The sequence below is a fragment of the Candidatus Manganitrophus morganii genome, from assembly GCA_021651055.1.
In the GTDB taxonomy this organism is placed as follows: domain Bacteria; phylum Nitrospirota; class Nitrospiria; order SBBL01; family Manganitrophaceae; genus Manganitrophus; species Manganitrophus morganii.
The window spans coordinates 3,205,779-3,227,932 of record JAJHOH010000001.1; the positions used below are offsets into that span (position 1 = coordinate 3,205,779).

Genomic DNA, 22,154 nt, shown 5'->3' on the forward strand with positions numbered 1-22,154 from the left:
AGAGTACACATCAGCTGGGAGAATACCATGTTCAGGAAAGCGCAAAGCGAAACTGGTTGTGATCAGCACGTTCAGTGGTTCCTGGCTTGGCTTCCACAAAAATTACCCTTTACTGCACTCCTCATTTTTTACTTTCTTCCCATTTTCTCTCAAGCCTTTTTTTTAAATTCGCCATCCCATGCCCAAACCGTGACCTATACTTACGATGAGGCCACAAGCACCAACGGCATCGGGCGGCTGACCTCCGTGAGCGATACGGCTTCTGGAACGACCAAACTCTATTACGATAGCATGGGGCGGATCAACAAGACGGATAGGGTGATCGACACAGTTACATATACCACTCAAACCGGCTATGATCTTGCCGGGCGAACTAAATCTGTGACCTATCCTGATAACGATGTTGTCAATTATAGTTATAACGGTCCTTTACTACAGAAAGTTTATAAAGATGCCAGCACCACCTATGTTGAATATCCTGTAAACACCTCCAATGCCTTGGGACAACCTGGTACAGCCACCTTCGGTAACGGCGTGACGACCACCTATACCTATTCAAACACATCTAATGTTGACTGCCCTCAGCAAAATTTCCGCCTCTGTAAGGTGACAACCATTAAAACTGCATCGACTTTTCAAAGTATTAAATACAGCTATGATACGGTCGGCAACATCTCGGCAATCACCGATGCCCTTCCGACCGGCGGGCCGCATACCAACCAAACCCAAACCTTTGGGTATGATCTGCTCAATCGGCTTACCTCCGCCAATGGACCCTACGGCGCAATTACCTATCATTACGATAAAAATGGTAACATGCTCTGCAATTCCGCCCTTGGCTCCACTCCCACCTGCGATCCTACTTTGCAGAACTATGCCTCAAATTATACGTATGGTGATCCGGCCCATGCCCATGCGGTGACCAGCGCCGCGGGGGTCAATTACACCTATGATGCGAACGGAAACATGACCGGTCGGGGGACGCATGTTTTAGCATATGATCTTGAAAGCCGCCTGAGCTCTGTGACCATTGGAAGCACAACGACGAGTTTCGTTTATGATGGGAATGGTGCGCGGGTCAAAAAGATCAGCGGGAGTACCTTTATCTATATTGGTAAGCTATTCGAATGTGTTTCGCCCTGCAAGCCGAGTGGGGTCTGGACCGGAACCAAACACATCTTCGCCGGGGCAGTGCGCATCGCCAGCAAGCCGATCACCACGACGGGTGAAATCTCTTACTACCATCCCGATCATCTCGGAAGCACGTCGGTGGTGACGGACAAGAACGGCGCAAATACCGCTGAATTTGTTTATTATCCTTTTGGCGATCCTTATATTGATAACGCGGGTGTTCACTATAAATACACCGGACAGGAAAGGGATAACGAAACGGCCTTGTATTTTTACAACGCTCGGTATTATGATTCTAGGATAGGAAGATTTATCTCGCCAGATAGTATTGTACAAAGCCGAAGTAATCCTCAGTTCTTGAATAGGTATTCTTATGTGGTTAACAATCCGATGAAGTTGATCGATCCTTCGGGTCAAGTAACAACGTGCTCTGGGAGTGGCTGTGGTTGGTATGGAATTCCAAGTCTATTGAATTGTACCTACACTTGTTCACCGAAAAAATCCACTCCTGCTCCACCAGTCGTGACCAATAATTCCGCGTCTTTTTATAACGCCTGTGCGAATTATAACTGCGCTCCAGTTCCTCCCCCAGGTTCAGGCGGCGGGAATGCAGGTAATTCATGCCCCGTAGGTGGGTGCAGTGGTCTGTGGGGAAGTATCACTAACTTAACAAATACATCTGCCACACATGGGATGATTGTAGGCAATGGAAATATACAGGCCTCCGTTTCGGCAAACACTCCAGGCGGTGTAAAGGAAAAAACAGTATCTGTTACTTTAGGGGGAAGCGCAGGAGCAGGCAAAGGTGTAACTGGTGGAATATCAGTTAATTTTGGCTGGGATGAAACACAGGGGTGGGTTTCGTCTGCATTCAGTTTTTCAGTTACAGCTACTGGAGGTGGTGGCGCTTATGCCGGAGTAGGTGCTTCTGTCTTCCTTGGTGTTGGATCGACTAATGCACCTTCAGTAAGTGGTTTAAATGGACAGACCAACGTAGTCGGAACCAATTTTAACACAGGAACGCCTTTTCCACTTCTACCTGGTTCAACTACAAGTTTTGGGGCGGATGTCATTTCCAATGGAAGCGGAACCGTCACTGGGAGTCAGTATTCCATCGGTGGATCTTGGGGACCACACCAACCTGTAAATCCTGAAGCATATGTAACGTGGTCACACCCAATTTATCAGACAGGCTATCAGACTGGCTCTCCAGCTAACACCGGCCCTGATTATGTCACTGGTGGTTCAAATTACGGCTCAGGTTATAATTCTCAAGATGACATTTTTGATTATGGAGGAGGTGGGTGGTAAAGCTATTTCTCACTGAAGCACTCGTTTCATTCCGATGATTGATTAATGGGGATTAAACATTTTCCAGAATAGCGGAATCCTTTGTAATTCACCTCTGACGTGCTAAAAGGATCTGCGGACTCAATTTGGAGCAGCCATATTTCCTCATAATAATTTGATATGAAGCTATGGCCATCAGAGTCATTTGAAATCGAGACGTCAATATCACAAGAGGAAATTCTTGAATTCGTCAAATCCAGAGTTGATCCCAAAGAATGGTACGTATTCGATATTTCCAGAAACGGATTCACTATTGGCAGAAAGATCGACTATAACAATTCATCTCTTCCCATTGTACAGGGGACATTCCGTCCAGGGAAAACCGGCGTTACTGTTTTAATCTGGATGAAACTTTATACGCGGATGATCGTGTTCCTAAGTTTTGGCATTGGTTTTCTCGCCTCCGTAATTCTCTTTTTGATCATAGGATTACTAATCGGGATAGTTCCACTTTCACCTTTTCTTCTAGCGCCCTTTGTAATGCTTCTTTATTTATGGGGACTTTTCTTCGGAGGCTTCTGGTTCGAAGTAAGGAAACAAAAACCAATCTTGCTGGAAATGTTCCGCAGATAAGTATGAAGCCCTGCCTTCGGAGCTTGCTAACCAGCCGAGCGGAGGTTTGGTGGAGCACCTACGTCATGGGGTGTAGAAATTGGATACTCAAATTGGTTAGACCCTTTATATGCATTGTCTGGAGCAGAGAATGCGTAAGTGGTATATCCAAATGGATGAAACGAAGATTCTTAAAAGGAAAATACAGAGTTGGAGAACTATAGATAATGAAGAGGAGTACTTTCGTCGTCGGTTCAGTGGTTGTTTGGCTTATATTAAGCTGTTTGACAGCTTTTTCGGCCACAGACTTGTCCGACTCAGCCAGTAACCTTGCGGAGAACGTCATATCCAAATTGGTAGCTGGCGATTTCCAAGAAGCCGTTGCTCAGATCCATGAACCAGCCACCTATGACGGACAACGAGCCGCCGAGGATCGGCGCAGCCTTACAAACGACCTTGACCTTCTATTCAAGGAGTTCGGGAATCCCTCTTCGCCGAAGTTGGCTCAGTCCATTGTGGCCCTGCACGGGATAGAGATTGCAGGAGGAGACGTGCCATACTGGAAGTCGCTTCCAAACCGTGGTGTTGCCTCAGCGGCGACGTATTTGGTAAATTTCTCAAAAGTTGGCCCAGGTGTGATCGTGATTACTCTTACCCGGGTATCTGGAATGTGGGAGCTCCGCTCAATCGCTCTCGGAATCGAGCAAAATCGTCCAAACTCGAGGAAGAACATGCTGCATATTGGACGTTCGTTTTTTCTTCAACAGGATCCATCTATGCACAACGACGAGATTGACCGTGTACTCAACGCGATGTTCGGATCTTGAGTGGATTAGGTCATCATTAACAAGGCCTGTAATTCTGTATCCTGTCGCATTGTTGCAGCGGACTTTCTCACCAGCTTAACTCGATATGAGAGGAGTCTTCCGGGTGAAGTTTTGATTCATGGCTTTTACTCATGGAGCAGTAAACTAGACCACCGCGTTTTCCCCTTCTATATTCTTTTCCCGATTTGACATTGCCGTCAAATTCCTTATAATAGATAAGAAATTCCATTTCTTATAAAGGATTCCATGTTCAAATCCTATTTTTGGGTGTTGCATCTGGCGATGATTGCGGCCGGGGCTTATTTTATCGCCGATATGGCGAATGTCGCCATCGGCTCCCGCCTGGAGGCGTCGATCGCCCCCCGAAGCGCCGGAAATCCCGGCGGTGTTCCCGCGGCCGCATCGAAAGGGACCTTCCGCGACTACAACCCCATCGTCGAAGGAAATATCTTCAACTCCAAAATGCGGGGAAAACAGCCGGAAGTCGCGGGGCCGAACGCGGATCCGTCGTTTCCGGCGATGTCGGCCCCCAGAGTTCCCCTCAATCAAACCCTCCTCGGAACGATGGTCGGAAGCGACGAGGAATCGTACGCGGTGATCGAAGACACCAAGACCCGCGAACAGCTCCTCTATCGGATCGGCGATGTTGTGGGTGAAGACGGCCGGATCGCGAAGATCAGCCGGAATAAAGTGGTGGTCCTCCGGGGGGGCGAAGAGGAGATCTTGGAGGTATCGCTCTTCCCGGAAGAGAACAAACCGGCCGGGCACGCCACGCCGACCGTGTTGACCCCGACCACGCTGTCCACCCCCGGAGCCAACATCCGGCAAGCCGGAAAAAATAGCTGGGTGGTCGATCGCCGCGAGATTGAAAATGCCGTCAACAATCTTCCCCAGCTCTTGACCAAGGCGCGGATCGTTCCGAATTTCAGCGAGGGCAAACCGGACGGGTTCCGTATCTTCGCCATCACGGAGGATTCCCTCTACGCCAAGATCGGACTGCAAAACGGCGACATCCTCCACCGGGTCAACGGGATTGAAGTGAAAGACCCCCAAAACTTCCTCAAGGTCTTTGAGCAACTCAAAGATGAGAACGCCATTAACGTCGACCTGGTTCGAAACAACCAAAGGGAGACATTCAGCTACGAAGTCCGATAGGAAAGGTTTATGAAGAGACGCCTTGCGGCCTGTCCCCGAGCGGTCCTCTCGGGGATCTGTCTTGTGCTCTGGATGATTGTTGCGATTGGAATCGAGGCCCCTTCTCCCCTTCGCGCTCAAGCGCCAGAAGCCCCGGCCCCGGAAAAAGAACGCCCCGCTCCGAAAGAAAAGCTCATCACCCTCGATTTCAACAATGTCGATCTTCCCGTCTTTGTTAAGTTCGTCAGCGAGCTGACCGGAAGGAATTTCGTCATCGACGAGCGGGTGAGGGGAAAGGTGACGATCTTCTCCCCGTCGAAAGTGGCGGTGGACCACGTTTACGATCTCTTCCTCTCGGTCTTGGAGCTCAAAGGTTTCAGCGTCGTCCAGAGCGGGCCGGTTTATCAGATCGTGCCGGTCGCCGAGGTCCCCCCCGATCGATCGGTCCATGTCTACACGCTGGAGAACACCCAGGCCGAAGAAGTGGCGAAGGTGCTGCTGGGACTCGTGGCAAGGACGGCGGGCCCGGCGCGCCGGGGAACGTCGCGGCCGACGGGGGAGCTGACCGGGACGGTCCAGATCCTCGCCGATAAAACCACCAACAGCCTCATCATCACCGCGACCGACGAGGACTACGAGGTCCTCAAAGCGGTAATCCAGAAGCTCGATATGAAGCGGCGGCAGGTCTATGTCGAAGCGGTGGTCCTGGAGATGGCGGCCGACAAATTCAGGGAGCTCGGGACCGATCTCGGCGCCGTCTTCGGATACACGACCGACAGCGGAGATGTGGCGGCGATCGGCGGGTTCAACCAGAACCCGAACGACCTGATCGAGCTGGCGCGGGTGCCGGGGGTGGAGGTCGGGACGGTCAACATTCGCGCGCTGCTGCGGGCGCTGCAATCGAATACCGACGTGAACATTTTGTCCACGCCCCAGATCTTGACGAGCGATAACCAAAAGGCCGAGATCGTCGTCGCTCAAAACGTCCCCTTCCCGGGGGCGCAGAGCCAGACCGTCGGCGGAAATGTCCAAACGACGATCGAGCGGAGGGACGTCGGGATCATCCTCCGGCTGACCCCGCAGGTGCTGGAAAACAACCTGGTGAAACTCGACGTCTACCAAGAGATCTCGTCTGTCGTCGATACGGCGCAGACCGTCGGCACGATCGTCCTCGGTCCGACCACCAACAAGCGGTCGGCGAACACCACCGTCATCGTCCACGACGCGCAGACCGTCGTCATCGGAGGGCTGATCCGGGACAACGTCGTCGTCACGCAGCGAAAGATCCCGCTCTTGGGGGATATCCCGCTTTTGGGTTGGTTTTTCAAGTTTCAATCGCGGCGGTTTGAGAAGACGAATCTCTTGATCTTTCTTACCCCGCACCTGGTCCGCGAGTCGGAAGATCTCGACACGATCCGGGGGAGAAAGGTCGGGGGGGCCAGGACATTCCTCGATGAAAACCGTTTAGGACAGCGGGAGCACCGCGAGGAATTATTTAATCAAATGATCAACCTCCCCAGGTAAACGGAGAAGCGTTATTCGTTAAACGTTAACCGTTAAGCGTTGAAACCGAATAACGAATAACGATTAACAAAGAACGGATAGCGAATCATGGCACAACCGAAACGCCCGCTCATCGGGCAGATTTTGATCGAAAAACATGGGTTGACCCCCGCGCAGCTCGAAGAGGGACTTCACCTTCAGAAGGAGCAGGGGGGAAAGATCGGAGAGATCCTGGTCCGGTTGAAGGCCCTCACCGAAGACGCCGTCCTGGAGGCCCTCTCCCAACAATGGCAGTTGCCCTACCGCGCCTCCCTCGACCCCAAAGAAATCGATCTCCCTCTTTCCGAGAAGGTTCCGATCTCCTTCGCGAAGCGTTACGAACTGCTCCCCTTCAAGCGGGCGGGAAGGGTCGTTCAGGTCGCCGCTTCGAATCCGCTCCACCTCTCTCCTCTCGACGACCTGCGGCTGCTTTTGGGGGAGCCGATCGAGGTGGTCGCCGTTCCCTCGCGGGTGGTCGTCAGCAGCATCAACTACGTCTATGAGCGGGCCACCGCCGGCGCAGAGCAGGCGATCTCCGATCTGGCCGAGGGGGAGAGCCTGAGCGCCTTGGCGGAAGAGCTGGCGGAGCCGGAGGACCTCCTCGACGCGAGCGATGAAGCGCCGATGATCCGCCTGGTCAACTCCGTTCTCTTTCAGGCGGTGCAGCAGCGCGCCTCCGACATCCATTTCGAGCCGTTCGAGAAGGAGATCGCCATCCGCTACCGGATCGACGGGGTTCTCTACAACATCCTCGCGCCGCCGAAGCGGCTGCAGTCGTCGCTGATCTCTCGGATCAAGATCATGGCCGGGATGAACATCGCCGAGAAGCGGCTGCCGCAGGACGGGCGGATCGGGCTGAAGATCGGGGGCCGGGAGATCGACATCCGCGTCTCCGACGTTCCGACGGCGCACGGCGAGCGGCTGGTCCTTCGTCTTCTTGATAAGACGAGCATCCTGCTGAACCTGGAAGATATCGGCCTCTCTCCCAGTGGGCTGGCGACGATGGACCAGTTAATCCAGATGGCCCACGGGATCATCCTCGTGACCGGACCGACCGGGAGTGGCAAGACGACGACCCTTTATGCCGGGCTCAGCAAAATCAACTCACCCGACAAAAACATCATCACGATCGAAGACCCGATCGAATATCAGCTCAAGGGGATCGGGCAGATCCAGGTGAATCCGAAGATCCAGCTCACCTTTGCCAGCGGGCTTCGATCGATCCTCCGGCAAGACCCCGATGTCATCATGGTGGGGGAAATCCGCGACACCGAAACCGCCGAAATCGCCATCCAAGCCTCGCTCACCGGCCATCTCGTCTTCTCGACCCTTCACACCAACGATTCGGCCGGCGCGATCACCCGTCTTCTCGACATGGGGATCGAGCCGTTCCTCGTCTCCTCCTCGGTCGTCGCGATCGTCGCGCAGCGGCTGGTCCGGCAGATCTGTCCCGAGTGCCGCGTCTCCTACCGCCCCACCCCCGAGGAATTGGGAAAACTCGGAATCAAACAGGCTCCGCCCAACCTGATCTTCTATCGGGGAAAGGGGTGCGCCCACTGCATCAACACCGGTTACCGCGGCCGGTCCGGCATCTACGAGATCTTCGTCCTCGACGACGAGATTCGAAACCTGATTCTCTCCAAAGTCGATTCATCCCGGATCAAAGCGAAGGCGGTCGGCAAGGGGATGCTGACTTTAAGGGAGGACGGCGCGCGGAGAATCCTGTCCGGGATGACGACGACGGAAGAGGTGCTTCGGGTGACGCAGGAGGAAATCTTTTAGCAGGCTGCTGAAAAAGTCCATCTGCTGCGTTCTCGGTCTTTCGGAAATCCTCACGTACAGTAGAGTACGTTCCGGTTTCCTCTTTCCCTGCGGCCTTGCATATGGAGCTTTTTGAGCAGCCTGAATGGGTTGGATCTTAAAAAATGGCCATTTACGAATACAAAGGACTCGATGTAGAGGGGAAGAGCAAGGCGGGGATTGTCGATGCCGACAGCCCCAAGGTGGCGCGGGCGAAGCTGCGCAAAAGCGGGATTTTTCCGGTGGAGATTACCCAGACGCAGCAAGCGGCGCCGACCGGGCTGTCGAAACCGGTCACCCTTTTCTCGGAACGGATGACGCTGGCCGAGACGGCGGTGATGACCCGCCAGCTCTCGACCCTTCTCGGGGCGGGGATCTCCCTGATGGAAGCGCTGGGGGCGCTGACCGAACAGGTCGAGAAGCCGGCGGCGAAGAAGATTTGGATCGATGTCCGGGAAGGGGTGAAGGAAGGGGCCTCGCTTGCCGATGCCTTAACGCGCCATCCGAAGGTCTTCTCGGTGCTCTATCGGCAGATGGTCCGGGCGGGTGAGGCGAGCGGAACGCTCGACCGGATCTTGGTCCGGCTGGCCGATTATCTGGAGAGCCAGGTCCGGCTTCGGAACAAGCTCTTCTCGATCTTGACCTACCCAATCTTGATGTTGTTCGTCAGCGGCGCGATCTTGGTTTTCCTGATCTCGTTCGTCGTTCCGAAGGTGACGGCGATCTTCGCCGATTTGAACCAGGCGCTTCCCCTCCCGACGGTGATCCTCCTCGCGCTGAGCGATTTCCTGCGCGGTTACGGATGGCTGTTGATCGGGGCCAGCGTCCTCGGCGGAATGATCTACCGGCGGCATATCCAAACGCCGCGGGGAAGGGAGCAGTATGATCGGCTTCTTTTGAGAATCCCGCTGGCCGGAAGGGTGGCGAAGATGGTCGCCATTTCCCGGTTCACCCGGACGCTGGCGACACTGCTGGCGAGCGGCGTTCCGCTGTTGACGGCGCTGGAGATCGTCCAGCAGGTGGTCGGAAACAAGGTCCTCGAGGAGGCGATCCAGGGGGCCCGCGGCAATATCCGCGAGGGGCAGAGCATCGCCGATCCGCTGAAGCGGAGCGGTCTTTTCCCGCCGTTGGTGACCCATATGATTGCCATCGGGGAGAAGAGCGGCGAGCTCGAAGGGATGCTGCAGAAAGTCTCCGAGGCGTATGACAACGAGGTCGAGACGGTGGTGACCGGGATGACGTCACTCCTCGCCCCGCTCATGATCTTAGGGATGGGGGGAGTGGTCTTATTTATCGTCCTGGCGATTTTGCTGCCGATCTTCGAGGTATCTCAAATCGTAAAATAGTCGGAATGCAGAGTAGAGACGTCCCGGCGGGAACGTCTCTAACTTAAATTAGGAGGGACATGAAGCAATACAACACTCTAAGCGGCACCGTTAGGCGGTTTGTCCGCTTCAGTCGAAATTCACAGGCTGGTTTTACACTGATTGAAATCATGGTCGTCATTACGATCCTGGCGATTCTGTCGGTATTGGTCGTCCCGAAGCTGGTCGGGCGGACCGATGAGGCGCGGCGGGTGGCGGCGAAGGTCCAGATCAAGAATATCGAAGAGGGCCTTCAGATGTACAAGCTCGACAACGGCGACTATCCGAGCACCGAGCAGGGGCTCGATGCACTGGTGAACAAGCCAAGCGTCGGCGAGATCCCGAAAAACTGGCGGGAGGGGGGTTACCTTCCGAAGATTCCGGCCGATCCCTGGGGAAATCAATATGTCTATGTCAGCCCCGGAACCCACGGCGACTTCGATCTCCTCTCTTACGGCGCCGACGGCGAAGGGGGGGGAGAAGGAAAGAGCGCCGACATCGAGAGCTGGAACATGGAGTAGGTCAAATGCGGATTGCGGATTGCGGAATGCGGAATGGAAAGAGAGGGTTTTTGTTTTTAAATCCGAAATCCGAAATCGACAATCCGCAATCGAAAGGCTTTACCCTCCTCGAATTGATGCTGGTCGTCTTTATCCTCAGCGTGACGGCGCTCTTTGTTTTTCCCCGGGTTTCCTCGTTCGGCGCGGCCGATCTCAAGTGGACGGCGCGGCACTTCGCCGGGCTGATCCAGCATCTCGCCCAAGAATCGTCCACGACCAAGCAGACCTACCGGCTCTACTTCAATCTTGAAAATGGCGCTTATTGGGCGGCGGCGTTGGGGGAAAACGGCGAGTTCGTCGAAACAACCGATCCGATGACCCGGCGGCGGGTCCTTCCGAAAGAGATCTCTTTCGAAGATGTTGTGACCCCGGCGCAGGGAAAGGTGAACGAAGGGGAGGCCTTCATGCAGTTCTACCCGGTGGGGGTGGAGAAGGTCTGGATTCACCTGAAACAGGGGGAGCGGCAGTGGACCCTGGTCGTCAATCCTCTGACCGGCCGGGTGAAGGTGATGGATGAGTATGTCGATGTCGACACGAGAAGCTGAACAAGGGCGAAATAACGGGAGGCGGGAGGCGAAAGGCGGAAGGCGAAAGGGATTAAAATCTTTTACACCTCACGCCTCACGCTCCACGCTTCACGCTCAATCTGGCTTCACCCTCATCGAGATCATGGTTTCGCTGGCGGTGCTGGCGATCGCCCTCACCGTTTTGCTGGGGCTTCGCAACCGGGACATCGCCCTCTCCGCCTATTCCGGCCACCTGACCGAGGCGACGCTGCTGGCGCGCCAGCGGATCTCGGAGGTCTCGTTTGCCGGGTTTCCCGACTTGGGGGCGCGGGAAGGGGATTTCGGCGAAGAGTATCCCAATTACAAATGGAAAGAAGAGGTCAAGCAGACGCCGTATGAGGTGGTGAGAGAGTTGAATCTGGAGGTCCTCTGGAAAGAGGGAGGACGCGAGGAGAGTGTCCGGTTTACGACATTTTTATTCAACGCGAGAGGGTAGGGGTGAGATTGCGGATGGCGGATAGCGGATGGCGGAATGGAAAGAAAAGGTTTTTGGTTTTAAATCTGAAATCCGAAATCGACAATCCGCAATCGAAGGGTTTCACCCTTCTCGAAATCCTCGTCTCGCTCGCGATTCTGGCGGTTCTCTTCACCCTGGTGTACGGGTCGTTTAATGCGACTTACCGGGTTTCGGAACAGTTGGAGGAGCAGGCCGATTCTTACCGCCTGGCGCGGCTCGGTTTTTATCATCTGGCGAAAGATCTCAGCATGATCTATCAGACAAAGCCGATTCCGGGACAACCGACGAGTCCACAACTTCCTCCGGGATCGGCGGTCACGAAATCGTTTCTCTTTTTGGGAGAGGATCGGACCCGAACGATCGACGGGACCGACTATCCGGATGACTCGATCCGGTTCACCGCCGTTTCCCACGGGCGAACCTTGCGGGACGCCCCCGAATCGGACTGGGCGTTGATCTCGTATGGTCTTGAAGAGGAGTTCCTGATGCATGAGGCGGCCCTGGCGAACGAGCGGGTGATCCGGAACGAGATCGGCGAAGAGGTCCTCGGAATCAACTTCCGCTATCTCAATCGAACTGATAAGAATTGGGTCGATCGCTGGGATTCTGAAAATAACAAGGAGCTCCCTCTGGCGGTGGAGATCGAATTGATCCTCCGAGGCCGCGGTAAAGAGGGCCATCGTTTTAAAACAACGGTCGATCTTCCGATGGCGAGAAGGTCGTAGCAGACGATGTTCGATTGGATCAAAAATCAGAAAGGAAAATGGGCGGTCGGGCTGGGGTATGCCTTCTTCGGCCTTCTGATGCTCCTTTTCTTTCTTTATCTGACCTTTCCCTTCGGTCTGCTGGAGTCGCGCCTGATCGCGGCGATTGAGTCGGAAAGCGGCTGCACGATGGCGGTCGGAAAACGGGGGATCTTTTTCCCGCTGCGCTTGTCCTGGCGGGAGATTCAGGTCGATTGCCAGGCAGGGCCGGTTCCTCAATGGAAGATCCAATCGCTCGATGCGGCGGTCGCCCCGTTGCCCCTTCTCTTCAATCGGCGAGGAGAGATCGATTATCGGGTCGGGATCGCCGAAGGGGAAATCATCGGCCATGCGACCGCGGTCCAAACGCGGGAAGGGCTCTCCCTCTCTTTCAAGAGCGAGGGACAGAAACTCAATCTGAGCCGGCTGGGCCTCTCGGGACTTCTCGATTTGCAGGGGGAGGGGAGCGGGGTCGGTCCCGATCTGTTGAAGGCGAAAGGGAGCCTCACCTTCACGATCAACAGCGTTCAATTGAAGCAGGTGGGGCAGTGGATGGTCCCGATCGGCGAGGTGTCCTTTTCGAGCATTCGTGGTAAGATCAATCTTCGGAACGGCATGTTGGTGGTGGAGCGGTTCGCCGCCCAAGGAAATGAGGTCGACCTGACGAGCGACGGGGGGAATCTGATTCTCCGCGAGCCGTTGGAAGGAAGCCTTCTCTCACTCAGTCTCAAGGCGACCCCGAAGGGGAGCCTTCAACAGATGGCTTCTCTCTTCATACAGGGGTATTCGGGACGCGAGCCTTTGTCCCTGGGGCTGAAGGGATCGATCGGCCAACCGCAGATCTCGGTGAACGGCAGGCCGTTTGCGCTGTAAGGGCGAATCTTGTATTCGCCCTGTTTCCACCATCCCTATGAAAGGGCGATCACAAGGATCGCCCCTACACGTGATGGAACATCATTGATTACATTTGGATTGAGGTAATGGCCCAGATTATTCTCGGACTCGACATTGGACAATCGGTCATCAAGGGGGTTCGGATTGCGCGGACCCTGCGGGGGCTTCGTCTCGTCGATGCCTTCGAGCGGAAGGTGGAGCGGCAGGGTGAGCGGCGGCGAGGGGACCTTCCTGATGAAGCGCAGATCGAGGCGCTCCGCCAGCTTCGTTCGGAGGGGAAGATCAAGCCGGGCGAGATGACCGCCATCGCCTTGCCGGGCCACCTCGTTTCGACGCGGGAGATCACCGTTCCGTTCACCGATCCGAAGCGTCTTCGCCAGGTGGTCCCCTTTGAGGTCGAAGGACAGCTCCCGTTCGATCTGGAGGAGGTCGTGATTGACTACCAACCCCTTCCACAGGGGGGCGGGCGGGATCTTCAGATCCGGAGCGCGCCCGAGCCGGGAAAGGCGGAGCCGGCCGAATCGTCGCGTCTGTTGGTCTCCGCGGTTCCGAAAGGGGTGCTGCGCCGATACCTCAGCGCGCTGCAGTCGGTCGGGATCGACCCGGCGTGGGTCGGCGTCGATGCCCTTTCTCTCTACACCTTTTACCAGCAGATGACCCAACCCTCCAACGGCGAGAAAAAGCGGGGGACCGCCGGGGGGGACGAGCGGTCGGAGCATCTGTTGATCGACCTCGGCGCCTCCAAGACCGTCCTCTGCGGTCTTTCGGTCGCGGCGAAGCAGACGTCGCCGCGATTGCGATGGGTCCGGACGATCCCGATCGGATCGGATGATTTTACGGAGGCCTTTCAGCACGATCTGGGGCTTTCATGGGAAGAGGCCGAGAAGCGAAAGAACGAAATCGACCTGAGCGCCCCTCCCCGAACCGAGGCCGGAGAGGCGGTTCAGAAGCGGGTCTCCTCCTGGTTGATCGAGATCGAGAAGAGCGTCTCATTGACGGGAGGGGCGAACGGGGAGCCGCGCAGCGGATTCTATCTCTGCGGCGGAGGGGGGCAGTGGCGGGGGCTGAAAGAGCTGATCGCACAGCACTTTCAGATGACGCCGGAAACATTGAGCGGATCGCCGCCGATGGCCGGGCTGGACACGGCCCATTTCTCGACCGCCCTGCCGCGGTATGCCGAAGCGCTCGGCCTCGCCTTGTCGCCGGCGCAGGGGACGCAGATCAATTTTCGGCAGGGAGAGTTCGTCTTCGGCAAGGAGTCGATCGAGCGGCGCCACCGCCTGACGTCGGTCGGACTGGTCTCCCTCATCCTGTTGGGATTGATCGGTGGGGACTTTTATCTGCACTATCATCAGAAGGAAAAGAAGTTTCAGGCGCTCAAGCAGGAGCTTCGATCCGAATTCACGAAGACCTTCCCGCAAACGAAGAATGTCTCGAATGAAGTGGAGCAGACCCGCGCCGCCATCAATGAGCGGAAGAAAAACGCCGAATTTCTGGGGGTCGGCGAGGAGAGTCCCCTCGAGGTGTTGAAGGTGGTGACCGCCGGGATTCCAACGGAGGTCCGAATCGACGTTACCGACATGGTGATCGACGGGAACAAGATTCGGATCGAGGCGCAGACCGACTCGTACGATTCGGTCGATCGGATCCGGGGCGGCCTGATGAAGGTGGGTCATTTTCAAGAGGTGAACGTCAGCGACGCCAAGATCTCGGCCGATCAATCCAAGGTCGGTTTTCGGATTCAGTTGACGATGACGGAAGGAAAGAAAGATGAACGGAAGCGGAGTTCGTAAAGGGGTCGATCAGTTTCTGATGCGGCTTTCTCCCCGCGAGAAGTGGGTCTTGGGGGGAGGGGGGATGATCGCTTTTCTCCTAATTTTTTATTTTGTGCTGGTCGGCCCGCTTTGGGAGCGGATGGAGATCCTCGACCGTCTGATTCCTCAAAAAGAAAAAGAGGCGCGCGAGTTCGCCGCCCTGAAAGGGGAGTACCTCACCGTCTCGCAGGGGATTCAAGAGATCGACCGGCGCCTGCCGACGACCAACCAATTCTCCCCCCTCTCCTTTTTGGAGGAGACCGCCGCGAAAAACCAGATCCGGCCGAACATCGCCTATATCCGCCCCCTCTCCCCGCAGCTTCACGATCCCTACCGGGAGATCCCGGTGGAGGTGAAGGTGGAGAATGTCACCCTCGCCCGAATCGTCCCCTTCCTGGCCGCGGTCGAGAACGCCCCCTTTCCGGTCCGGATCAAGCGGCTTTCGATGAAGACCCGCTTCTCCGATCCGTCGCTGATGGATGTGACCTTCCTGGTATCGTCGTATGAGAGAATGTCGTCGTAGCGTTTCGTCGAAGAAAACGAAGAGGCTTAGTCGTCCCGCTCTTCTTCATCGCGGGTGACGGTGACGGGGGGAAAGCCGGGCCAGAAATCGGCTCTGCAGGTGGCCGGATTGACACATTCCAGCGATATTTTCCCGTCCCGTGTCTCGTCGAGATCGTTGAGCAGGGCGTTGAAGTGAACGTCGGGAGCGGGATCGAATATATCCTCATCGGTGTTGTCGAAGAAAAAGAGTCCGGAGAGATCAAAGTGGAGGGTGAAGACGAAGACCACTTCCGGATTGCTGTCGATTTCCAGAGGCGGCGAGATCTGTTGAGGGAAGATCGCCGGATCGGTTGCGCCCGTCGGAGACAAGATGCCCGGCGGGAGCTGGTAGGCATCTGACGGCCGCTGCCCGCCGATCGGGACGAGGCCGAGCGGGATGCCGGCACTGGTGGAGATCCAGTTGAAATCGTCCCCGGTCCGGCTGCCGGAGATCAGAATATCGCCGGCAGTCGGTGTGAAGTTGAGGAGCGGATCGGCCTCGGAAGAGAGGTAGAATCGGACCCGGCGCTCTTCGCAGTCGTCGTTGAGCCGGCAGAGGGGGATCGTCATCTCGAAGTAGCGGACCCCATATTCGAGTCGATCGTATGTTCCCTGGCTTGGCTCTCTGGTATTCTCGTCCACCTCGATGGTTTGTCCGGAGGTCAGAGAGATTTCGATCGGATCGGAAAGGCTCCGCTCGAAGACGGTGTGGCTGTCGACGGGGGTATTTGGATTGTCCGGGTCGGCTTCCTCAAGAAGCCTGAAGCTGGTGAAGGCGACCGTAAAACTGCTCGGTGTTAGATTCCGGTCGGCGAGAACGTCATCGGTGCCGTCGCCGGTGGTTGCCAGACGGAGCTTTTCGACCGGGGCGATTCCCGCTGTATCGGTGGTGACCCTCAAGACGACCCCCGATTTTCCTTCCCCGCAGCCGGTTGCCAGAAAAAACAGGGTCAGTAAAAAGACGGAGATCAAGACGTTTTTCATGGGCGGGAGTATACCAGAAGCAATGCGCCGGCACAACAAATTATTGAAAAACGAGGGGGGATTTGCGCTCCTTTTGAGCCTCCTGGTCGTCTTGCTTCTCACCGTCCTGATCCTGGAGATCGACTTCCAGGCGCGGGCCGATCTGCGCGCGGCCGGAAATTTCCGCGACGACTTGAAAGCCTTCTACCTCGCCCGCTCGGCGGTCTCGGCCGGCGAGGCGATTCTGAAAGAGGATTTGCGCTTCAGCAACAAATACGACGGTCTGGATGAGCTCTGGGCCTATCCTGTTCCGGAGTATCCCCTCGGAGACGGGGTCCTCTCCGGGGCGATCACCGACGAGACGGGGAAGTTCAACCTCAACAGCCTGGTGGACAATAACGGAAAAACCGCGGCCACCGTACAGAAGACGAGACACAAGCAGCTCCGGCGGCTCTTCGAATTGCTCCAGCTTGACCCGGAGCTGGCCGATCCGATCGTCGACTGGGTCGATATCGACAGCGATCCGATTTCGCCCTACGGCGCCGAGGATGAGAGCTATCGCCGTCTCGATCCCCCTTACTCCGCTAAAAATGCCCGCTTCGACACGTTGGAGGAGCTTCATATGGTCTGGGGGATCACCGACGATGTCTACCGGAAAATCTCCCCTTACCTCACCGTCTACGGCGACGGCCTCATCAATGTAAACACCGCCGATTCGCTGATTATACAAAGTTTGGATTTCGAGGGAGGAATCGATGAGTCGATTGCGGGCCGCCTGATTGAGAATCGCCCTTATGAGAACAAGCAGAAATTTATCGACAGTGTGCCGGCCGATGTAAAGACCCGGTTCACAACCGCCGGCACCACCTCCGGAATCGATACCAAAAGCAATTTTTTCTCCATCACCGCCGAGGGGAAGGTTCAAAACACCCGAAAAATCGTCCGGGCCATCATCCGAAGGGGTAATCCGATGGAACTCCTTTATTTTAAGGTAGAATAGCTTTTCTCTCCACACCTTATCCACAGGTTATCTCCAGCAATTCCACAATATGTTGTTGCCACCCATTTTTATTCCGCTATATCTTGTATTTTTCTCCTTGACAAAAAAATGGCTTTCTCCTACGATTGATCATGTCACAACAATGTTTGATCGACAATTTCTAATTGTAAAAATGACCCTTCTGAGGAAATCCTAAATACTACTCTAGTTGAATTTATTAGTTGACCTTAAAGCTGTGAGGAGATCGATCTATGGAGATGACTGAGCAAATCGGAAAGGCAGGTGAGAAGCAGAGCGGAGCGGATTCCAGTTCAACGCTGAACCTCTCCCCGAATGCATTGCGCGTTTTAGAGAAGCGGTACCTTGCCAAGAACCAAGAAGGAAAAGTCATCGAGGCCCCCGATGCGCTCTTTCGGCGGGTCGCGCGCAATATCGCCGAGGCGGACAAGCAGTATGATCCGAGCGCGAATCTCGGCGCCGTCGAAGAAGATTTCTATGACCTGATGGCGTCGCTTCGATTTTTGCCGAACTCCCCCACCCTGATGAATGCCGGCCGCGACCTGCAGCAGCTCTCCGCCTGCTTCGTGTTGCCGGTCGAAGACTCGATGGAGTCGATCTTCGAGACGGTCAAACAGGCGGCGATCATTCACAAGACCGGCGGCGGGACCGGCTTTTCGTTTTCCCGTCTTCGTCCCAAAGACGATGTCGTCCGTTCCACCGGCGGTGTCGCGTCCGGACCGGTCTCCTTCATGAAGGTCTTCAACCATGCCACAGAGGCCGTCAAGCAGGGGGGGACTCGTCGGGGCGCGAACATGGGGATCTTGCGGGTCGACCATCCCGATATTCTCGAGTTCATCGGGTGCAAGGCCGACACCAGCCAGATCATCAACTTCAACATCTCGGTGGCGATCACCGACCGGTTCATGGAAGCCTTCGAGAAGGACGAGGAGTACGAGCTGATCTCGCCCCGCAGCAAAACGGTGGTCCGGAAGATTTCCGCGCGGATGGTCATGGACAAAATCGCCGAGCAGGCCTGCGCCACCGGCGAGCCGGGGCTTTTCTTCATCGACGTGACCAACCGGACCAACCCGACCCCGCATATCTCCGACATGGAAGCGACCAACCCCTGCGGCGAGCAGCCGCTCTTGCCGTACGAGAGCTGCAACCTCGGGAGCATCAATCTGGAGCAGCATCTTGTCGAGATTGATAGCCGGTATCAGATCGATTGGAAGAAGCTGGAGAAAAGCATCCGGACCTCGATCCATTTCCTCGACAACGTCATCGACATGAACCGCTACCCGATCCAGCAGATCGAAGAGATCACCAAGTCGAACCGGAAGATCGGTCTCGGGGTGATGGGTTTCGCCCGGATGCTCTTCAAGCTCGAGATCCCTTATAACTCCGAAGAGGGGATCGAGACCGCCCGGAAGGTGATGGGCTTCATCCGAAAGATCGGCTACGATGAATCGGGCCGTCTCGCCGAGAAACGGGGGACCTATAAGTTCTGGCAGGGATCGCTTCACCAAAAGCGGGGAGAGCGGATTCGCAACTCTTACGTCACCACCGTGGCGCCGACCGGGACAATCTCGATGATCGCCGACACCTCCGGCGGCTGCGAGCCGGAATTCTCGTTGATCTGGTACAAGAACGTCATGGGGGGGGACCATCTTCCGTACGTCCTCGACTACTTCATCGACGTCGCCAAGCGTGAGGGCTTCTGGAGTGAAGATCTGCTCGAAAAAATCATCAAGAACCACGGCTCGGTCCATGGGATCGAGCAGGTTCCCGGTTATTGGCAGCGGGTCTTCATCACCTCGCACGGCATCTCTCCCGAGTGGCATGTCCGAATGCAGGCGGCGTTCCAGGAGTCGTCCGACTCCGCCGTCAGCAAGACGATCAACCTTCCGTCGCACGCCACCTCCAAGGAGGTGAAGGAGGCCTATCTCTTGGCCTTTAAGCTCGGCTGCAAGGGGATCACCGTCTATCGCGACGGCGCCCGTCCCGATCAGGTAATGAATGTCGGGGAGTCGAAGAAGGGGGAGAAGAAAGCGGAGTCGGCGGCGATTGCCACCGATGAACATATTCTGCAGCCCGATCAGCCGTTGAAGGTGATCGCGCCCCGTCCCCGGCCGGAGATGATGATCGGAACGACCACTCGAAAGCGGACCTCCTGCGGCGATCTCTACCTGACGGTCAATCAAGACGAGAAGGGGCTGCCGTTCGAAGCGTTCGCGACGATGGGTAAAGCGGGCGGCTGCGAAGGGTCGTTTAATGAGGCGATCGGCCGTCTGATCTCGCTCTGTCTTCGGGCCGGCGTGACGCCGCGGGATATCGTCAAGCAGTTGATCGGCATCCGCTGCGACAAGCCGTTCGGTCTCGGCAAGGAGAAGGTCCTCTCCTGCTCCGATGCGGTCGCCAAGATCTTCAACCAGGCGTTCGAGAACAAAGTTCCCGAGAAGCGTTATCCCGACCCGATCGCCCAGGTCGCGCAAGCGGCGGTCATCGAGGAGGAGATCGTTCAGGAGAAGAAGATCGCCTTCCCCTGCCCCGATTGCGGGTGCGAGCTGGAATTCGCGGAAGGGTGCGAGAAGTGCCATTTCTGCGGGTATTCGCGATGTTATTAAGAACTCAGAGTTCGTGTTCAGTCCAGGTCTACGTGTCTGCTTGAGGCGGTCCATTCAATTCACCCTCTTGGCACGAAGGTTCGTGAAGTGTAATATACAAGTGAACAATCGCTTTTGACCCGTAGCTTAATAACCCAAGGAGGCCATCGAATGGCGACAAAGACAGCGGCAGGAAAGAAGAAAGCGTTCGGCGGGTATGCGGTCAACTTCAACGGCGCGACCGAGTCATTGGAAACGGTTTTCGGGAAAAAGCCGATCAGCCCGGCGGAGATGACGAAGGTCCTCTGGGCCTACGTGAAGAAGAAAAAAATCGGCGGGAAAGACTAAGCAGCGCTTTCCAGGAGAACAACAGTTGGGGGATGATCCCCTCTGAAAAGAGAAGGGCAAACGACGCGTTGTCTAAAATCAGACGGGGAAGTCCGGAACGGTGGGAGTGGGAGCCCCCCTCACCGATAGAGATCCATTTTCCTGAAAAGCAGCTTCGTTCGCCGATGACGTTGCGGAAGTTCCGCTTTCTTCGGCATCATCGGGTGGAGCCGTTTGTCCTCGACATCACCTGCATGGGAAGAGCGGTCCTCTTCACCTGGACAAGTTTGGCGAAGCGAGACGAAGGGAAAGAGCAGAAGAAATAAGTAGGGATGCAGCAGCGATGAAGGCCGAGCCGGTTTGGGTTCGGCCTTCTTTGTTTAGGAGAGGGCTTTCACGCCTCGCGCCTTCAATTCCGCTTCCAAATTCAGCAGCGCGGCGCGGCCGGTGTTTCCTTCGAAGATGTTGGCGAGGGAGTCGTCGGCGTAGGCGATGTTCCGTTTGGCGAAGGGGTCGGTCGGGGTGCGTTTTTGATTCTCCCACGCCTTGAGACAGGCGCGGGTGATGATCTTTCCGAGCGGCGGCGGATTGTAGAGGAGCTTCTTGATCATCAGCGGGTTCATCGAAAAAGGATTGTAGTTGCGCGGCAGATACCCTTCTTCCACCAGACGATCGGCGAGGCCGGTGTGCGGCTGGATGCCGAGGAAGAAAAGAGCCGGATAAACCTGGGACTCCCCCAGGATCCCGACGATCTTTTTGTACGAGGCGACACTCTCCATCAGCGTCTCCTCGGTGTCGCCGGGGGAGTTCAACGAGTAGTTCAAGATGATCTTTCCGTTAAAGCCGGCCTCCTTCAAATGCCGGCAGCCTTCGTAAAGCTTGTCGAGCCGGAAGCCCATCTTCAATTCGTCCAGCACCTTCTGCGAGCCGGAGGTGATCGCCACCTCGGTATCGCCGAGGCCCGACCGGACCATCAACTCCGCCAGCTCCTTCGTGATCAGGCTGGTTCGAATATAGGCCCCCCACTCGATCTTCATCCCGCTTGAGATGATCCGCTCCAGGGTCTCGGTGCAGTGGGAATAATACTTCGATCCGGGAATCCACTGCGCGTCGGCGAACCAGAAGCGGCGCGTTCCCCATCGGTCGTAGAAGGCCTTCATCTCGGCGACGACGTTCTCCGCCGGGCGGGTGTAGACCCGCTTCCCTTCGATGTAGGTGTAGAGGCAGAACTGGCAGTCGTAGGGGCAGCCCCGCTTGGTCTGAATGCCGATCGGCTCGTCGATGTAGGCCTTGTACTGCGGGAAGATCGATTCGATATAGGCGGGGTCTTGAACGGAGCTGTCGAGCTTGACGACCTCTTTCTGCGTCCCGGTGATGATCTGATCTCCCTTCCGGAAGATGCAGCGGTCGTTCATGATGGTTTTCTCTTCATAGAGGTTGAGCAGGGCATCTTCTCCCTCGCCGATGATCCCGACGACCCCTTCCGGCAGCCGCCGGATGATCGGCTCGGAGAAGACGGAGAAAGCGCCCCCGCCGACGGTCATCTGCACCTGCGGGAACTCGCGGCGAACCCGCTCCAAATAGGTGAAGTGCTCGCGCAGGTTGCTGTAGTAGATCCAGAGGTGCCGCAGGCCTTGAACCGAGGCGACGAGCTTTTTAATCGGGTTCATCGAGTAGTAGAAGTCGAAGGCATATTTGAGCGAGCCGTCCCCTTCGTGCGGGGCGAAGAGCTGGATGTCGCGCCAGGAGAAGGCGATCAGGTCAGGCTTAAAGTCGGAGATTGTTTCCCGGAGGGCGGCATGGCGCTGCGGGCGGGTGACCTGGGAGAGATCGAGGATCCGCTGCGGCGCTTCGGGATGGTGCTGATGAAGAAAGTGGGCCAGGTAGGTGACGCCGAGAGGATAGACTTTTTTGCAAGGGAGGAAGACGTAGAGAACCGATTTGGGGCGAGGCATCATTGGGCTCCGTGTTGGAGCAACGATAA

The 22,154-nt window shown here is 56.1% G+C and carries 19 protein-coding genes; 17 read left to right on the forward strand and 2 right to left on the reverse strand.

Annotated features, from left to right (window positions below; all coding sequences use genetic code 11):
* Positions 1 to 27: 27 nt before the first annotated feature.
* From MCM46_14800 to MCM46_14860, 13 genes are all read left to right on the forward strand, one after another.
* Positions 28 to 2,442 carry a hypothetical protein gene (locus MCM46_14800; GenBank protein ID MCG3113083.1) on the forward strand — a complete coding sequence of 805 codons (2,415 nt, stop codon included), beginning with the start codon at positions 28 to 30 and terminating at the stop codon, positions 2,440 to 2,442.
* A gap of 818 nt (positions 2,443 to 3,260) precedes the next feature.
* Positions 3,261 to 3,860, forward strand: a complete 600-nt coding sequence (locus tag MCM46_14805) for a hypothetical protein (GenBank protein MCG3113084.1) — start codon at positions 3,261 to 3,263, stop codon at positions 3,858 to 3,860.
* A 246-nt stretch (positions 3,861 to 4,106) separates the two neighbouring features.
* The gene (locus MCM46_14810; protein ID MCG3113085.1) at positions 4,107 to 5,015 is read left to right on the forward strand and encodes a hypothetical protein; all 909 of its coding nucleotides are present in this window, start codon (positions 4,107 to 4,109) and stop codon (positions 5,013 to 5,015) included.
* 9 nt (positions 5,016 to 5,024) lie between these two features.
* On the forward strand, positions 5,025 to 6,518 hold the full coding sequence (locus MCM46_14815; GenBank protein ID MCG3113086.1) for a hypothetical protein: 1,494 nt from the start codon (positions 5,025 to 5,027) through the stop codon (positions 6,516 to 6,518).
* Positions 6,519 to 6,605: 87 nt separating this feature from the next.
* Positions 6,606 to 8,318 (forward strand): type II secretion system ATPase GspE, encoded by a 1,713-nt coding sequence (gene gspE / locus MCM46_14820; GenBank protein MCG3113087.1) that lies wholly within the window; start codon positions 6,606 to 6,608, stop codon positions 8,316 to 8,318.
* 143 nt (positions 8,319 to 8,461) lie between these two features.
* The gene (gene gspF / locus MCM46_14825; protein ID MCG3113088.1) at positions 8,462 to 9,682 is read left to right on the forward strand and encodes a type II secretion system inner membrane protein GspF; all 1,221 of its coding nucleotides are present in this window, start codon (positions 8,462 to 8,464) and stop codon (positions 9,680 to 9,682) included.
* 149 nt (positions 9,683 to 9,831) lie between these two features.
* Entirely contained in the window at positions 9,832 to 10,221 is a 390-nt protein-coding gene (gspG, locus tag MCM46_14830) for a type II secretion system major pseudopilin GspG (GenBank protein MCG3113089.1), read from the forward strand.
* Between the two features lie 5 nt (positions 10,222 to 10,226).
* On the forward strand, positions 10,227 to 10,805 hold the full coding sequence (locus MCM46_14835; protein MCG3113090.1) for a prepilin-type N-terminal cleavage/methylation domain-containing protein: 579 nt from the start codon (positions 10,227 to 10,229) through the stop codon (positions 10,803 to 10,805).
* Positions 10,786 to 11,262 (forward strand): prepilin-type N-terminal cleavage/methylation domain-containing protein, encoded by a 477-nt coding sequence (locus tag MCM46_14840; protein MCG3113091.1) that lies wholly within the window; start codon positions 10,786 to 10,788, stop codon positions 11,260 to 11,262. Before MCM46_14835 ends, MCM46_14840 begins: the two co-directional genes overlap by 20 nt.
* Positions 11,263 to 11,276: 14 nt before the next feature.
* Positions 11,277 to 12,008 (forward strand): prepilin-type N-terminal cleavage/methylation domain-containing protein, encoded by a 732-nt coding sequence (locus tag MCM46_14845; GenBank protein MCG3113092.1) that lies wholly within the window; start codon positions 11,277 to 11,279, stop codon positions 12,006 to 12,008.
* A 6-nt stretch (positions 12,009 to 12,014) separates the two neighbouring features.
* A complete protein-coding gene (gene gspN / locus MCM46_14850; protein ID MCG3113093.1) occupies positions 12,015 to 12,899 on the forward strand; it encodes a type II secretion system protein GspN in 885 nt (294 codons plus the stop codon).
* A gap of 107 nt (positions 12,900 to 13,006) precedes the next feature.
* A complete protein-coding gene (pilM, locus tag MCM46_14855; protein ID MCG3113094.1) occupies positions 13,007 to 14,713 on the forward strand; it encodes a pilus assembly protein PilM in 1,707 nt (568 codons plus the stop codon).
* Positions 14,691 to 15,257: a type II secretion system protein M gene (locus tag MCM46_14860; protein MCG3113095.1), complete on the forward strand. Its 567-nt coding sequence runs from the start codon at positions 14,691 to 14,693 to the stop codon at positions 15,255 to 15,257. The genes pilM and MCM46_14860 overlap by 23 nt, the downstream gene beginning before the upstream one ends.
* 26 nt (positions 15,258 to 15,283) lie before the next feature.
* Here MCM46_14860 and MCM46_14865 read toward each other — a convergent pair whose 3' ends face one another.
* Positions 15,284 to 16,261 carry a hypothetical protein gene (locus MCM46_14865; protein MCG3113096.1) on the reverse strand — a complete coding sequence of 326 codons (978 nt, stop codon included), beginning with the start codon at positions 16,259 to 16,261 and terminating at the stop codon, positions 15,284 to 15,286.
* A gap of 22 nt (positions 16,262 to 16,283) precedes the next feature.
* On the opposite strand from MCM46_14865, the gene gspK reads away from it, so the two are divergent.
* The 4 genes from gspK to MCM46_14885 all read left to right on the forward strand — a co-directional run bounded on the left by gspK (position 16,284) and on the right by MCM46_14885 (position 20,496).
* Positions 16,284 to 17,240 (forward strand): type II secretion system minor pseudopilin GspK, encoded by a 957-nt coding sequence (gene gspK / locus MCM46_14870; GenBank protein ID MCG3113097.1) that lies wholly within the window; start codon positions 16,284 to 16,286, stop codon positions 17,238 to 17,240.
* A gap of 257 nt (positions 17,241 to 17,497) precedes the next feature.
* On the forward strand, positions 17,498 to 19,864 hold the full coding sequence (locus MCM46_14875; protein MCG3113098.1) for a vitamin B12-dependent ribonucleotide reductase: 2,367 nt from the start codon (positions 17,498 to 17,500) through the stop codon (positions 19,862 to 19,864).
* 150 nt (positions 19,865 to 20,014) lie between these two features.
* On the forward strand, positions 20,015 to 20,191 hold the full coding sequence (locus MCM46_14880) for a hypothetical protein (protein ID MCG3113099.1): 177 nt from the start codon (positions 20,015 to 20,017) through the stop codon (positions 20,189 to 20,191).
* Between the two features lie 32 nt (positions 20,192 to 20,223).
* Complete coding sequence (locus MCM46_14885) at positions 20,224 to 20,496, forward strand: hypothetical protein (protein MCG3113100.1); 273 nt, start codon at positions 20,224 to 20,226, stop codon at positions 20,494 to 20,496.
* A 54-nt stretch (positions 20,497 to 20,550) separates the two neighbouring features.
* Here MCM46_14885 and MCM46_14890 read toward each other — a convergent pair whose 3' ends face one another.
* Positions 20,551 to 22,128: a radical SAM protein gene (locus MCM46_14890; protein MCG3113101.1), complete on the reverse strand. Its 1,578-nt coding sequence runs from the start codon at positions 22,126 to 22,128 to the stop codon at positions 20,551 to 20,553.
* Positions 22,129 to 22,154 lie beyond the last annotated feature (26 nt).

Excerpts from the sequence above, each read along its gene's own strand:
- MCM46_14800 (MCG3113083.1), top strand. The coding sequence starts at position 28 with ATGTTCAGGAAAGCGCAAAGCGAAACTGGTTGTGATCAGCACGTTCAG.
- MCM46_14805 (MCG3113084.1), top strand. The coding sequence starts at position 3,261 with ATGAAGAGGAGTACTTTCGTCGTCGGTTCAGTGGTTGTTTGGCTTATA.
- MCM46_14810 (MCG3113085.1), top strand. The coding sequence starts at position 4,107 with ATGTTCAAATCCTATTTTTGGGTGTTGCATCTGGCGATGATTGCGGCC.
- MCM46_14815 (MCG3113086.1), top strand. The coding sequence starts at position 5,025 with ATGAAGAGACGCCTTGCGGCCTGTCCCCGAGCGGTCCTCTCGGGGATC.
- gspE (MCG3113087.1), top strand. The coding sequence starts at position 6,606 with ATGGCACAACCGAAACGCCCGCTCATCGGGCAGATTTTGATCGAAAAA.
- gspF (MCG3113088.1), top strand. The coding sequence starts at position 8,462 with ATGGCCATTTACGAATACAAAGGACTCGATGTAGAGGGGAAGAGCAAG.
- gspG (MCG3113089.1), top strand. The coding sequence starts at position 9,832 with ATGGTCGTCATTACGATCCTGGCGATTCTGTCGGTATTGGTCGTCCCG.
- MCM46_14835 (MCG3113090.1), top strand. The coding sequence starts at position 10,227 with ATGCGGATTGCGGATTGCGGAATGCGGAATGGAAAGAGAGGGTTTTTG.
- MCM46_14840 (MCG3113091.1), top strand. The coding sequence starts at position 10,786 with ATGTCGACACGAGAAGCTGAACAAGGGCGAAATAACGGGAGGCGGGAG.
- MCM46_14845 (MCG3113092.1), top strand. The coding sequence starts at position 11,277 with ATGGCGGATAGCGGATGGCGGAATGGAAAGAAAAGGTTTTTGGTTTTA.
- gspN (MCG3113093.1), top strand. The coding sequence starts at position 12,015 with ATGTTCGATTGGATCAAAAATCAGAAAGGAAAATGGGCGGTCGGGCTG.
- pilM (MCG3113094.1), top strand. The coding sequence starts at position 13,007 with ATGGCCCAGATTATTCTCGGACTCGACATTGGACAATCGGTCATCAAG.
- MCM46_14860 (MCG3113095.1), top strand. The coding sequence starts at position 14,691 with ATGAACGGAAGCGGAGTTCGTAAAGGGGTCGATCAGTTTCTGATGCGG.
- MCM46_14865 (MCG3113096.1), bottom strand. The coding sequence starts at position 16,261 with ATGAAAAACGTCTTGATCTCCGTCTTTTTACTGACCCTGTTTTTTCTG.
- gspK (MCG3113097.1), top strand. The coding sequence starts at position 16,284 with ATGCGCCGGCACAACAAATTATTGAAAAACGAGGGGGGATTTGCGCTC.
- MCM46_14875 (MCG3113098.1), top strand. The coding sequence starts at position 17,498 with ATGACTGAGCAAATCGGAAAGGCAGGTGAGAAGCAGAGCGGAGCGGAT.
- MCM46_14880 (MCG3113099.1), top strand. The coding sequence starts at position 20,015 with ATGGCGACAAAGACAGCGGCAGGAAAGAAGAAAGCGTTCGGCGGGTAT.
- MCM46_14885 (MCG3113100.1), top strand. The coding sequence starts at position 20,224 with ATGATCCCCTCTGAAAAGAGAAGGGCAAACGACGCGTTGTCTAAAATC.
- MCM46_14890 (MCG3113101.1), bottom strand. The coding sequence starts at position 22,128 with ATGATGCCTCGCCCCAAATCGGTTCTCTACGTCTTCCTCCCTTGCAAA.